The sequence below is a fragment of the Bradyrhizobium sp. CCBAU 11430 genome (genome assembly GCF_028128855.1).
GTDB lineage: Bacteria > Pseudomonadota > Alphaproteobacteria > Rhizobiales > Xanthobacteraceae > Bradyrhizobium > Bradyrhizobium ottawaense.
This window is the reverse complement of sequence record NZ_LBJV01000067.1, coordinates 155239-168394: the sequence shown is the minus strand read 5'-3', so window position 1 is coordinate 168394 and position 13156 is coordinate 155239. Positions and strand designations below refer to the sequence as shown.

The 13156-nt window shown below is 63.3% G+C and carries 14 protein-coding genes; 5 read left to right on the top strand and 9 right to left on the bottom strand.

The annotated features are described in order from the left end of the window. Window positions 1-212: 212 nt before the first annotated feature. Together XI04_RS26950 and XI04_RS26945 are read left to right on the top strand one after the other, a co-directional pair. Window positions 213-539, top strand: coding sequence for an Ig-like domain-containing protein (locus tag XI04_RS26950; protein ID WP_244625840.1), 327 nt, complete (start codon window positions 213-215; stop codon window positions 537-539). A 774-nt stretch (window positions 540-1313) separates the two neighbouring features. After that, a complete protein-coding gene (locus XI04_RS26945) occupies window positions 1314-2513 on the top strand; it encodes a hypothetical protein (RefSeq protein ID WP_028142316.1) in 1200 nt (399 codons plus the stop codon). Between the two features lie 11 nt (window positions 2514-2524). Here the strand turns inward: XI04_RS26945 and XI04_RS26940 are convergent, their stop codons facing one another. From XI04_RS26940 to XI04_RS26930, 3 genes are all read right to left on the bottom strand, one after another. After that, entirely contained in the window at window positions 2525-2761 is a 237-nt protein-coding gene (locus XI04_RS26940) for a hypothetical protein (protein WP_240536527.1), read from the bottom strand. 189 nt (window positions 2762-2950) lie between these two features. Further along, on the bottom strand, window positions 2951-3367 hold the full coding sequence (locus tag XI04_RS26935) for a hypothetical protein (RefSeq protein WP_028142314.1): 417 nt from the start codon (window positions 3365-3367) through the stop codon (window positions 2951-2953). A gap of 42 nt (window positions 3368-3409) precedes the next feature. Further along, a complete protein-coding gene (locus XI04_RS26930; protein ID WP_271608438.1) occupies window positions 3410-3700 on the bottom strand; it encodes a hypothetical protein in 291 nt (96 codons plus the stop codon). A 972-nt stretch (window positions 3701-4672) separates the two neighbouring features. On the opposite strand from XI04_RS26930, the gene XI04_RS26925 reads away from it, so the two are divergent. The 3 genes from XI04_RS26925 (at window position 4673) to XI04_RS26915 (ending at window position 7639) form a co-directional block, all read left to right on the top strand. Further along, the gene (locus XI04_RS26925) at window positions 4673-4846 is read left to right on the top strand and encodes a hypothetical protein (RefSeq protein WP_162832246.1); all 174 of its coding nucleotides are present in this window, start codon (window positions 4673-4675) and stop codon (window positions 4844-4846) included. A 702-nt stretch (window positions 4847-5548) separates the two neighbouring features. Beyond that, the gene (locus tag XI04_RS26920; protein ID WP_038973353.1) at window positions 5549-7135 is read left to right on the top strand and encodes an EAL domain-containing protein; all 1587 of its coding nucleotides are present in this window, start codon (window positions 5549-5551) and stop codon (window positions 7133-7135) included. A gap of 138 nt (window positions 7136-7273) precedes the next feature. After that, window positions 7274-7639 carry an antibiotic resistance protein VanZ gene (locus tag XI04_RS26915; protein WP_018317055.1) on the top strand — a complete coding sequence of 122 codons (366 nt, stop codon included), beginning with the start codon at window positions 7274-7276 and terminating at the stop codon, window positions 7637-7639. A gap of 145 nt (window positions 7640-7784) precedes the next feature. Here XI04_RS26915 and XI04_RS26910 read toward each other — a convergent pair whose 3' ends face one another. The 6 genes from XI04_RS26910 to XI04_RS26885 form a co-directional block, all read right to left on the bottom strand. After that, window positions 7785-8231, bottom strand: a complete 447-nt coding sequence (locus tag XI04_RS26910) for a CHRD domain-containing protein (RefSeq protein WP_038949582.1) — start codon at window positions 8229-8231, stop codon at window positions 7785-7787. Between the two features lie 155 nt (window positions 8232-8386). Beyond that, complete coding sequence (locus tag XI04_RS26905; RefSeq protein WP_028142309.1) at window positions 8387-8668, bottom strand: hypothetical protein; 282 nt, start codon at window positions 8666-8668, stop codon at window positions 8387-8389. Between the two features lie 108 nt (window positions 8669-8776). Further along, window positions 8777-9223, bottom strand: coding sequence for a hypothetical protein (locus XI04_RS26900; RefSeq protein WP_028142308.1), 447 nt, complete (start codon window positions 9221-9223; stop codon window positions 8777-8779). Window positions 9224-9364: 141 nt separating this feature from the next. Continuing rightward, window positions 9365-11086, bottom strand: coding sequence for a chemotaxis protein (locus XI04_RS26895; RefSeq protein ID WP_271623805.1), 1722 nt, complete (start codon window positions 11084-11086; stop codon window positions 9365-9367). Between the two features lie 5 nt (window positions 11087-11091). After that, window positions 11092-12183, bottom strand: coding sequence for a protein-glutamate methylesterase/protein-glutamine glutaminase (locus tag XI04_RS26890; RefSeq protein WP_038973733.1), 1092 nt, complete (start codon window positions 12181-12183; stop codon window positions 11092-11094). 16 nt (window positions 12184-12199) lie between these two features. Beyond that, on the bottom strand, window positions 12200-13054 hold the full coding sequence (locus tag XI04_RS26885; RefSeq protein WP_028142306.1) for a CheR family methyltransferase: 855 nt from the start codon (window positions 13052-13054) through the stop codon (window positions 12200-12202). Window positions 13055-13156 lie beyond the last annotated feature (102 nt).

Here is a 13156-nt window from a genome sequence, read left to right as displayed (position 1 = left end):
AAAACAGAGGTAGGATGGCAGGATCTGGAGAGAGCCGACCGGATGATCGCGCTTTCCGAGATCCACGTGTGATGAGCGGCTCAAAGGCAAACAGCTGCGTTCCAAGACCACGTTAAATCGTCGCCGTTAGATTTCGGCATAAGCTGGTGGAGTTGCCGAGAATGCGTACAAGGCCGGTATTGCTGTCAGGTGTTGTCCTCGCGGCGTCCGCCATGTCTGGCCTCGCGGCGCAGGCGAGCCCCATCTGCATCAAGGAACGGACGCCGTTCGCGTTGTCGCACGATACGGTGAAATGGACGATGTCGATCGCGCCTGGCGCGGAGTGCATCCAGGGCCTGCGCTGGTCGTACATGCAGATCTTCAAGGTATCGGTCGTGAGCGGGCCATCACGGGGACAATTGGCGGTGGTTGGGTCCGGCTTCCGCTATTCGGCAGAAGCCGGGGCGCCCGGCAGCGACAAGTTCACGCTGCTGATCTCGGGCAAGAACCGTCAGGTTGCGGGGACATCGACACTGGAGGTCGAGGTCAATCCGCAATAACCGGCCCTGCGTCTTGGCGGTGTTCAGCGCGACTAACGGCGGCTCGAGCCACTGCCCCGGGTTCTATTCCCGTGATAGGGTCGGGCGTATCCGCCGCCCCTCGTCACAGGGGGCTCGATCCGGCTCGGGATGTTACGCGTCGCGTTGGGCGGCGCGGGCTGCGACGGATTGACAATGGTCACGTTGCGGTTGGGCGTCGAAGGATCGTTGACGCCCTGGGCCCAGGCAGCGGCGGGCACAAGCAACGCAATTGCGATCAGAACTGGTCGTTTCATACGATATCTCCCGAGCATGAACGTCAGGGAGGCGATCACCGTTCCTTCACGGTTCGTTGGGTGAACCTTAGCGGGGGACGGCAACCAGCTTGCCGTCTCGCCAGACACCCTGGGCCGACTTTCCAGCAGGCAGCCTGCCTGAAAGGTTCCGAACGGCGGTCGGCCGCGAGGCAGCCTGATTGGTCTGCGCCTTTTTCGTGGGGGTCGTGATGATGCTCGAGCTCGTGGTGTTGGCCTGATCCTTGGTCCCTTGCGCAACGGCAGGCGAAACCACGAAGGTCAAAACCGTGAGGACTGCTAGAACGCCGCGCATGGTCGAGCACCAGAAAGAGAAGAGCTTGGCGAAATGTCACAGGTTCTCGCCCAAAAGCAAGCACCTTCGAACACCGCGCGAGGCCTTTGCGGACCCGCCAATCGAAGCCAAACCGGCTCAACTCGAGACGTTTGAAGCGGAAAGACCTAGCGAAATAGCCCTATCCGGGCTACTTGATCGGCCTTGATGACCGACTCCGGTGAAACTGCAGCCAACGCTCCCTCGGCGCAACAGATCAAAGCCGGGTTTATCCGTCTCCTGTCGAGCCGCATCCGCGCCGTATCCGACGATCCCCGGCAGATGCGGGAGATTGTCTATGAGCTGGCGCGCGTCAAGCTTATGGAGCAATTTACGCATGCCGACGCGCGGGAATCGCGCGAGTTTCAGCAAGTCCTCGAACGTGCCATCAAGGAGGTCGAGCGTTCCTTCGAGCGTAGCGCCGCGTCTGAGCCGCAAAAAATTGCGGCAACCGCAGCTCCGGTTCCCCCGTCCGTCCAGACCCCCGCTCCCCCGCCTATTCCGATATCGTCACCCGTTTCCGCTTCGCCGCCTGCTGCGAAGGACGCGGAAGCCGCGCGCCGTCCCGTGGCTTCGCAGCCCAAGCGGAGCGGCGCCTTCACTTTCCTGGTTCGACTGGCCGGCATTCTCCTGCTCATGGCCGGCGCCAGCAGCGCGGTGATCTATTGGCCGCGTTTGAGGACGCAAGTGGCCGCACTGTCACAGTTGGTGCTGCCATCCGAGCGCGCGCCGGGCAGCCCCGAGCCCCGGCCGGCCCCCGTCCCGACCCCGTCGGAGAGCGCGAGTGTCGAACGATCGCCCGACAGCGCAAAGGAGCCGGCGCCACCTGCACACCCCTCCATGCCTTTGCCGACGACCTTCGGCGTCTACGCGCTGAACGAGGGGCAACTCCAGGAACTGAAGCCGGTCCCCGGGAAGATTCCAGACCGCCGCGTTGCGATCTCGGCGGCCATCAACACGCCGAGTGCAACGACCCTGACAAGCGGAGATGTCAACTTCATCGTGTTCAGGCCGGACGGAAGCATTGAGGCAAGCGTGACCGAGGTTCGAGTCGTCGCGAAGGTGTCCCGGTCAATGGGCGTCGATGCCTCCGGCAAGGCCGCCATAGTCAGCGCGGGCGATTCCTGGGTCATTCGCAGCATGTCCTACCCCTACAAAGTGGGGCCGGTCGAGGATCAGCAGAGGATGCTGTTGCTGCAACCGGAGCAGGACGGCTTCACGCTTTCGCCGGGCCGCTACATCGTCGTCGTCAAAGGCATCGGCTACGATTTCACCGTGGCCGGGACGATCACCGATCCCAACCAATGCGTCGAACGCATCAACGCGGCGAACGGCGCGTTCTATTCTCCCTGCCCGCCGCCGCGTTAGATCGACGGCCGCTACTTACTAGGCTTGCCGTCCTTGGCCGCCTCCGCCGGCACGTCGTCGACCTTACCGTTGTTCGCGACGCATTTTTGGAAGTATGCGCGCTGATCCTTGGCCGTTCCCTTGGCACTCCCGGCCGCCGGGTTGCCGATTTGCCTGGGCGGAAAGGCCTTGGCCACCGCCGCTTCGCATGCGCGCGCCACTTCGGCAGTGATGGCCGACGCCGTCGCCGGCGCAGCCAACGTCAACACGCATGCCAATCCAACCAACCTTCGCATATTCCTGACCGGCACCTTGCTGCTCCCTCGAAGCGTGAATGCTTGCCGGGACCATAGCAAAAAGGATCGACGCGCCAAACGGCAAAGCGGCGCCGAATTGTCACGCGGTCTGCCCTGGGCGTCTCGAAGGATGGCCGAGCGCGCGCAGCAAGAACTCCAATACTAGCTGTTGAGCTGCGGCGGCTTGAAATTCGGAAAACGCGTGAGCATTGCGGTCTTGACGAACTTCAAATGAGCAATGGTGCTTGCCAGCTCCTTGAGCCGCCGCTGGCCATTGGAGATGTCCGCCGCGAAGAGATCCTGGTGATGATTGTCGAGCGCCTCCCGCTCGAGGTACTCGTCGGTGCCGTTTCCAAAGGTGACGGATGCTCGCGCCAGCGCGTCATCGACACGTCGACTAAGGCCGACCTGCTCCCTCTCCGCATCTCGTAGCGCGGTGTCGATGGCGACCATAACGGCGTCGACCCTCGCGCGGTCTGTCTCCGCATCACGCTCGGCGGAGCGGGCTTTGAAGCCCTTGTCCTCACGGCGGGAGCCGAGGAGGTTGTGCGCGCGTGCTCTCAGGAACAGCTGAAACATGTGGGCCATCCCCATTTTCGAGATCTAAGCTGCTACCATCGGTCAGGCATAGTTAACAAAGCCTAAATCCTGCGTCCGCCCCGCCTGGCTTTGTGCGATCCAGGCCCGCCAGGCTCCTTCGTGCTTGGAATAGAGCTCGAGCCACCGAACGTCGTCAACCGCGGCCGCTCCCGTGCCTGCGCGGGCTTCGGCCACGATTTGCACCGTTTCCTTCGGTGCAAGATCCAGCGCCTCGAATTCCGCCGTCTCCTCCAGCGACAGGCCTATCAGAACACGATGCCCCTGCGCGTCAACAAAATATCTGCGCGGCGCGTTGTGCCGTTGATCAATCATTTGAATGACCCTCGCTCATGATCCAAGGACCTGGAAGATCTCTCAGATGCCGGCCATAGCTACAAACAAACGCAATCAAAATAAGAGCGCAAGTCGTCGCGCCCAGCAACGCAATCAGCCACGTCATCTACGCCTACCCGCGCGCCCTCCGGAAATAGAGGACCCGAACTCGCAATGAACTGATCCGTCTTAGGTTGCCTTTCCTGGGCCCTCAAGGACGGCGACAGATTAACCTAACCGCACATGGTTATTTCGACTTCGCCACGCCCATGGGGCAGCACGCGCGCGGCCCTGCGGTTATGATGGCCGCTGGGTGCGACCGGCTTCCATCGAGGCGGGGGTATAGGGTGCGTAAAGACGATATCGTGCCGATCGCTTCCGCGAGCGCCACGCCCGTACGCCATAGCCGCAGCCAAAGCCCGCGGCGAAAATCGAAATCAAAACCAAGGCAGCTAACATTGGAATGTTCCCACGTTTGCCGGAACGTTCCTCCCGCGCTCATTTTCATCTTTTCGTTGTGTCGACTTCAAGATCGTCACCGCTGAAACTTTTGTCAGACGAAGATGAAGTTTGTGCAACGTGATGCTTGAAGATTGGTCGGCACGCGAGGGCACAGAGCGCGGAGAAGAGGCTCAGTTCTTTTTACCAGAACTCGACAGGCCGACACCATGAACCCTCGTTCATTTGGCGCTTCAAACGTTGGACCGGCGCGGCTGAAAGCGACCGTCGGAAGGCGCGCATCGGATTCGCCAGCGAAACACCGTGGTTATACGGAGCGTCGCGCGTCGATTTCATCGCGGTAAGGTTGAGCAGTTAGCTTAATCCGCGTTGTTTGTTGCGAAGTCTCACCGATCGCATATCCATCTTCGCACCGGGCTCCCCCAAGCCCGGCCCCACCCAAGCAAAGCCGTCGAGCGAACATGGGTCGCTTGGCGGCTTTGTCGTTGTGTCGACAAGAGGATGATTTCGGTTATGGCGCGCAAGCCCTGGTCGTTCAAAGAAGACCGCCGGCTCATGGAGCTGGCCAAGTCTTCGGCTTCGCTGGAAGAGGCGGCGAAGGTTCTCGGACGCTCGCCTGATGCGATCAAGCGCATGGCATTGCGGCTTGGTCTTTCGCTGAAGCCTAAGACCGGGAAGAAGGGCTAGTCTTGGAAACAGTTCGTCGAGGACCCGTCCAGCTTTTCACAATGCAGGACGGAACCAAAGCAATCACTGGGTGTTATCCAGACTTCGCAGTGAGGTCTGGCAGTGGTCCATTTTGCCATTTCCGCAATGTTGATTTGGCTGGCGATTAACATCGCTTTTGTGGTGCTTCGGCTGCGGGTCGCCAGTGATCCCGCCGCGCCCCCACACCGACAGGTCAGGCAGAGCTTATCCAGAGGCCGTCTCCGCCCGCCCCCGATGAGCGCGACCAAGCGTCCTGCCTTCAGTCCGCCCGGCCTATTCAGACCTAGTTGCGCGTCTTCTTCTGGGAACCCATCCCGGGGCTGGTGCCGTAGTTGGGTGTCCCCGTCCCCTTGAAAGCACCACCCATGCTGTCCGAACCGGAATTCGTCGCCGTGCCGCTGCGGGTAGTGGGCTGATTGCCCGATGGCTGGTCTTTGGTTCCCTGCGCCCAAGCCACGGAGATTCCGACGACCAACGACAGGAGGAGGCTTAACGTCCTGATCATACTGCTCAACTTTCAATGCTCGGGCCGCGCGACCATCAGTCAGGCAACCACTCGGTAGCCCTTCCGGACCGGTCCGCCCGTTAAACCCTATCTTAGCCCCCGCTGGCTAGAATCAATTCCCAAAATCAATTCCCAAGATCAGTCACGAAGCCTCTCCTGATTTCCGCCTGGACCGGATGAGATTACAGCGGCCGAACCTCTCGTTTGCGGCGCTCGTTATTGCGAGCACGATGGCGTTCGGGCTGGCGGGCCATTTTGCGGCAGACGGCGTCATTCGCCACCAGCAGGCGCACCAACTGAACGAGCTGACCGAGGTCGTTCTGCGCCGCTCCGAATTTGCGGTCGATTTCGCCGCGGCCAGCCTCGACGAACTCGCCAACCGTGATCTTGCCAGCTGCGCACCGGCAGCGCTGCAAGCCATCCGGCTCCACGTCTATCAGCGCTCGGCGATCAAGGACGTCCGTCTCGTCAACCCGGACGGATCGGTGATCTGCTCGGCCTATTCCGAGACGCTGGAGTTCGACAAGGGATGGGCGGATCGCCGCGACATGCTGCCCTCGCACGACAAGACGCTCTCGCTGTTCCGCGTGGAGCAGTTCGGCGGCGACGCATTGGGCGTGCTCAGGGACGTCAATCGCAGCTCCGCGCTGGTCGCCATCGTCGGCATCAACGCCGGCCTGTTCGATCTCATGCCCGCCGAGCTGCGCGCACACAGCGAGGTGATCCTCGCCTTGAGCAATGGCGAGAAGCTCGGCGAATTCCGGCTCGACGCCGACAGGCCCCTGTCAGAGCCGATCAGCTTCGACAGGCATTCCACGCGCTTCCCGCTTCACGCCACGATCCGGCTCGAGCACGCCGTGCTTTCGAGCTGGAACAGCGAGGCCTATTGGCCGGCGCTCGCGGTGGCCCTTGGGCTTGGCGCACTGTTCGGCATCCTGCTGGCACGCAGCCGCCGGATGGAAGGACCGGTCGCCGATCTCGATCGCGGCCTCGCGGCCGGCGAATTCAAACCATACTACCAACCCATCTTCGACCTCAGGACGGGCCGGATCACGGGCTGCGAGATTCTGGCGCGCTGGGTTCGTCGGGACGGCTCGGTGGTGCCGCCGATGAACTTCATTCCGCTGGCCGAATCCAGCGGGCGCATCCAGGTGATGACCTGGCAGATCCTGAAATCGGCACTCGCCGACCTGCAGGGCGTGCTGAAGGCGGACAAGACCTTCAAGATGTCCGTGAATGTCGTGCCCAAGCACCTGCTGAGTGCCGGCTTCGTCGAGACGCTGCGTCGCACGGTCCTGGCGGCGAGAATCTCCGCACGCCAGATCGTGGTTGAAGTCACCGAACGCGACGAGCTCGACGATCTCGCGCACGCCGCGACCGTCGTGGCCGAATTGCGCGACCACGGCTTCCGCGTCGCAATCGACGACGTCGGCGTGGGTCACAGCGGTCTGTCGCGGCTGAAGGGGCTCGGCGCCAACACGATCAAGATCGACAAGTTCTTCGTCGACACCATCACCGTGGATGCATCGACCACGACGATCGTCGAGATGTTGGTCGCGCTGGCCAAGGACTTCCGCATGACGGTCGTAGCAGAAGGAATCGAGACCGAGGAGCAGCGCCGCGCCCTGATCGCCTCCGGCGTCGAGGAAGGACAGGGCTATCTCGTCGCCGCACCGCTGCCCTATGCGAAATTCAGCGAGTTGGTCGATTCACGCCGCCACTCCGCATCCGCAGCGCCGGCCGGCGGCGTCCTGGTGGCCTGACCATCTTCGCTGCACGGCCTCCCGGCCGGCGATGGCGGCCAGGTTTTGGGCAGTCCTTGCCCCGGAAGAACGACGAGGCGCTTTAACGATATTCTCGTCTTTCGAAGCGGAATGGCCCTCGAGCCGCTATGGTGGGCCATGCGTCGAAATCACCTCATCGCAGCCGCGGGAATCTGCCTTGCCCTCATCGCCTATGCCACCTTGGCAAGGCTGGCGGGGCGGCCGGCGCTGATGGGGCATCACGAGGCCTACTGGATCGTCGTCATCGAGCGCTTCAGCGCCTATGGCCTGTTGGGCTTCCTGCTGGCCTTCCTGTTGCCCGGCCGGCTCGCTTTGGCCTGCTCGCTCGTCATCGCAGTCGCAATGGGACTGGAAGTCCTGCAAACGCTGACCCCCGATCGTGATCCGGGTTTCCTGGACGTGCTGCAGAAGGCGGCAGGAGGCACCGTCGGCGTCATCCTCGCCCAGACGATCCTGGCCTTCTTACCTCGGCCGCCAGCCTGAGGCCCACGGCGCTGACAAATTCGTCAGCGCCAAAGCATGATCCGGAAAAGTGCGCAGCGGTTTTCCGAAAGATCATGCTTAAGCAACAACCTAAAGCGTGATGACGATCCATCCTAATCGCATCGCGCTTTAGGGCGACATCCCCCTACTTCATCATCTGCCCGCGCAATTCGCCGCCTGGGTTCGCGGCCGTATGAATGTTCGCGTACCATTTGCCGGCCAACAGGTCCGCCGCCTGGGCATCCGTGAGCGTGGCGCTGCCCTGGATAGGACTTTGGACCGTCTTGAAGGGCAAAGCGATGCCGGCGTTCTTGCCCGCATCACTGGGGCCATGAAAATGGGCGCCCATCGCCGGACCAGTCAGATTGGCAAACGTAATCGTATAGGTCAGAACTTTGGTCTGGGTGTCGAACGCGGCCTCGGCCTTGCCCGAACCGGACGAGCCGTTCGGAGGCACTTCATTGCTGCCCTTGAGGTCGGCCTGCAGCTTGACGACCTCCGCACGTGACGGCGCGGTTGTGACGATCAGCAGCCCACCGAGCATCACCGTTCCCAACAGCGTCACGCCGACCCGATACTTGGCTTTCCTCATGGCATTCTCCTACAGGCTCTACGGCCCGATGCGGTTGAAACCCCGGCCCCGGCTTGAAATTCCGGAGACGAGTCTATGCCTGATTCGCCAAAGGCTATCGGAGATACCACCGGGGTCGCTGTCGCCGCCGGTCCGAGGATATCGCGCGAAGCGGGCTACGCTGCCCCGCGCTCGCGGAACCCGGTCGGGGCCAGGAGTTCGGCCATCTGCCTGTGCGTGCTCTGGAGCGCGGCGATGGCGCCGTCCAGATCGAAATCCGCCTCGCGAACGGACGCGAAGAACCTGGCCGTCAGCGCGAGGTCAAGCTTGACGCGCGTTGCGCCGTCGCGGCTCTTGCGACGGTCGAGCGACAGATGGATGGCCCGCATTCTGGCTTCTGCCGGCGTACAGCCGCTGAGTGTCGCCAGTTCGTCGTATGTCATCCAGATCTGAGGCATGTTCTCGTCCGTCCCTGATTGCCGCCTCATCCTAGATCTCTGCGCCTAAATGCACCGTTGCCGCGCCGCGGTCGCAGCCCGCTTCGCTGCGATAGCGTCAACGCAAGACTAAGATGCGGGAGGCCTGGAAGGCGCGGGAAATTGGCGCGGCCGCGAACGGCTGTCGAGGCCCTTGGGCAATTTGTCATTGAGCTTCACGACGGCGCCTCGAGCCTCCGTCGCCGGCGCATCCTCCTGGCTGTAGATCAGCGTCACCTCGAACATCACGTCGGGCGCTTCCCTGGCCGTTCCGGAGCAGGTCGCCATCGCACCGCTGCACACGCCGGCGAGGCGGACCTCGACCTCGTCCAGACCGAACACGGTCGGCGGCCCCTCGGCATAGCGCCGCGTGGTCAGGACGGCCGTGAAGCGCTGGTCGTCACCGAACTGATAGGAGCCGCCATAGGTAAAGAAGCTGTCGCTGCCGGAAATCCGTCCGTCCGCCAGATGCACGATGCCCGTACCCTGGCCGCGCGGGGTCCTGAACCAGGCCGCATATTTGCCGTCTCTCATCATGGAAATGTCCGCCGTAGAATTCACTGGTATTTGCAACCAACTCTGGGGCGCGACAATGACCGACGCGGCGAGTATTCCGCGACGGTTAACGCCCTGCAAAGCCAACCCGTCAAATTGACGCCGCAGCACGCGGCGACGCAATCAAAACAATTCTATGCCGTCATCCGCAGTCTCGACCGCCTCGACCCGGCGCGTGGCGGCGATCGATGCCAGTCCCAGCGCTTGCAGGAACTCGCGATGAACGTCCCGCTCACGCTCCATCGTGTAGCGCGCGAAGAGATCGTCGAGGATCGCCTGATCCTGCAGCTCAGGCTGTAACCGCTGCGCGCTCGCAGTCTCGAGCCGCGCGGCGACCGCAGGCAAGGCTGCGGAGCTTTCGCCGAGCCTGGTCATCAGACCCTGGGCCGAATTCATCAGCCTCTCGAACTCCGCGCCTTCGTCGACGAGCCGGCTCATCAGCTTGCCGAGCCGTTCATTGCCGGCCTCGACCTCGCGCAGCGCCTGAAGGATTTGCGGCTCGAGCTTGGCAAGCTGGGTGGGATCACCCTGCACGCGGAGCTCCTTCAGCTCATTGGCCGAGCGCTCGATACCATCGAGCACGGGCCTCAGGCGCCCCGCCCCCGCGGAGACCTGGTCGGCGGTCGCCTTGAGCTCGTTGGCGATGACGACGAAGGCGCTGCCGCGGCTGCCGAGATGGCTCGCCTTGAGGCCGGCATTCATTCCGATCAGCGTGATGTCGACGGTCGCTTCGGCAAGCCCGGCGATCGCCTGGCGAAATTTCGTCAGCGTGCCCTCGACGATCGCGAGCGCCTCGTCGACCGAGCGGCCGGCACTCTCGCAGGTGGCGATCAGGGTCGATGCGTGTGCCAGCGTCTGCTTGATGCGCGTCAGGAACGACGACGAGCCGCCCTCCTCGCCGCCGAACAGCGTGCGGCCGTGGCCGACGACGCTGCCAGCATCGTGCAGGATGGCCGTCAGTGCGCCGACGATCTGACCGACGTCACCGCCGAACTCGCGCTGGGCATCCCTGAGCTGGGCCGCCTGCAACCGGCAAATCGCACCCACGCCGTCATCGCTCGGTACCGTTTCAGGAACGAGGCTCGAGGCGGATTCCGACGCAAGGCCGAGGCCATGGGACACGTGCTCGAGACGCTGACGCGTGCTGTCGCCCGCCTGCAGCGAGATGATCGCGCTGCCGACCGCCTCGGCGATCTTCCTGGTGCTGGCACTGGCGCGGTCGGCCAAATGGCTGCTCTTGCTGCGCTGGTCGCGTAACCCCGAATAGGCCGCGCCGAGCTCGGCGCTCTCCGACACCAATTGGGCCCGATACCGGCTCTCGAACTCCTTCTGCCGGCCGGAGGCGGTGGCAACCGCTTCGGACAGGCGCTGCTGGTCCCGCGCGCAGCCTTCGATCGAGCGCTGCACGGCCCTGCCGAGATCGTAGGCTTCCTGGGTGAAGGCGAGAAAGCCCTCGCGGTCTCCATCGAGCGAGGCCGCCTCGATCCGCGCGCTGCGCGCGATGATGGTGATCATCCCGATGTGCTTGAACAGCGGCTTGAGTAGCGAGGACGCCTCTGCCGTGCTCTTGCCGATCGTCTCCAGCAGCGCGCTCTCCGCCGGCAGCGCCTGCGCCAACTCGCTCAGCCGCGCCGCGATCTCCTGCAGCGCCGTTGCGGCGCCCTCGATCTCGGCGCCGGAAAGCTCACCTGAGAGCGTAGCTAAGCGCTGGTTCAGCTCCTTGAAGATGAGGTGGCCGCGTCCGAGTTCCTGACCGACGCGCGCAAAGACGTCCTCGATGCGCGAGGAGACGTCCTCGATCGCGGTGGTTGCCTCGGTGAGTGTGTTGGCCGGAACGGGCGACATGGCCATCAACCTGCCACCGCGGCGTGCCCGGCCTGATACCAGAGCATGATCTCCCGCGGGATGTGATGCAGCGAAACGACCTTTTCGACGCCGCCATGGGCGATGGCTTCCTTGGGCATGCCGAACACCACGCAGCTCTCTTCGTCCTGCGCCCGCGTTGAGGCGCCGAGCTTGCGCATCTCCAGCATCCCGCGCGCGCCGTCGTCGCCCATCCCGGTCATGATGACGCCGAGCGCGTTGGCGCCGGCATGCTGGGCCGCCGAGCGGAACAACACGTCGACTGAGGGGCGATGCCGCGACACCGGCGGGCCGTCCTTGATCGCGATCTGGTAGCGCAGACCGATGCGCTGGAGCAGCATGTGGCGGGCGCCGGGCGCGATATAGGCACAGCCCGGCAACACCGGCTCACCGTCCTCGGCTTCCTTGACCTTGATCTGGCAGACGCCGTCGAGACGCTTGGCAAAGGCCGCGGTGAAGCCTGCCGGCATGTGCTGGACGATGAGAAGCGGCGGACAGTGCGCCGGCAGCATCTCGAGGACATCGTTGAGCGCCTCGGTCCCGCCGGTCGACGCACCGATACAGACGATGCGCTCCGTCGTCGGCCGGACCCTGCCCTGCACCGGCGGCGGGATGATGGCGTCGGCGGTCAGCTTCTTCTCGATGGACCGGCGTTCCGCACGCGGGCGCACCCGCGCGCGCGCAGCCGACTTCACCGCCTCGCGCAGCCGTGTCGAGCATTCGAGCAGCGCCTGCCGCGTATCGATCTTCGGCTTCGGCACGATGTCGACCGCGCCCGCCTCGAACGCCTCGAACATCACGTTCGAGCCCTCTTCGGTCAGCGAGGAGCAGATGATCACCGGGATCGGGCGCTGCGCCATGATCTTGCGCAGGAACGTCATGCCGTCCATGCGCGGCATTTCCAGGTCGAGGATCATCACGTCGGGGATCTCGTTCTGGAGGCGCTTCGCCGCCACGAAAGGATCGGAGGCCGCTCCCATCACCTCGATATCGGGATCGTCGTTGAGAATCGTCTGCAGGATTTGGCGCACCGACGCCGAATCGTCCACGATCAGTACGCGAACCTTCTCCCTCGGCATCTTGGTTGCGCTCCGGCTAGACCTGGAAAATGGTTGGCTGAACCTGCTTCAGCCCGGGCACGGCACTGTGAATCATCGATTCCGAATGTCCGACCAGCAAATAGCCGCCCGGACGCAAATGGCTGCACAATTGCTCGACCACCTTGCGCTGGGTCTCGCGCTCGAAATAGATCAGGACGTTGCGGCAGAAGATGATGTCGACATCGCGATCGACCGGATAGGACTTGTCCATGAGGTTCATCCTCATGAAATGTGTCGCGCGCCGCAGCTCGGGTACGACCCGCACCTCACCGCGCGACTTGTCCCGCGACGTCGAAAAATATCGTTTCACGAATTGCTCCGGCACCGGGCCGAGCACGTCGCGCGTGTAGATCGCCGTCTTGGCGAGGCGCAGCACCGCGGTCGAGATGTCGGTCCCTAGAATGCGGTACTGGAAGCGCGATCCGTTCCGCGTCATGTCGTCCAGCACCATCGCGGTGGTGTAGGCCTCCATGCCGGTGGAGCTCGCCGAGCTCCAGATCTTCAGGTTCGCGTTCTTGCGTCCATGCGACTTGAGCAGGCCGGGAATCGCGACGTCGCGCATGAAGGTGAAGTGCTGCGGCTCGCGGAAGAAGTCGGTCTTGTTGGTCGTCACCACATCGATGAGATGGGTGAGCTCGGTATCGAAATGATCGGCCTCAAACAGGTTCTCGACATATTCGTTGAGACCGGTGAAGTTGAGCGCGCGCACGCGCTTGTGCAGCCGCCCCTCCAGCATCAACCGCTTGCCCTGCGGCAGCTTGATGCCGACCTGGCCCTCGATCAGTTCGGCGATGGTGCGGAAGTGGCGGTCCGATAGATGCACGGCCGTATCCTGTACGGCGGGCATCATGGCCGCCGGCCCCGGTCCGCGACGGCCACCTGCACTGAATGTCGGGCCGTACGGGCCATCTCGAATCCTACGCGTTTAAACAACCGCTGAAAGAAGACCGGT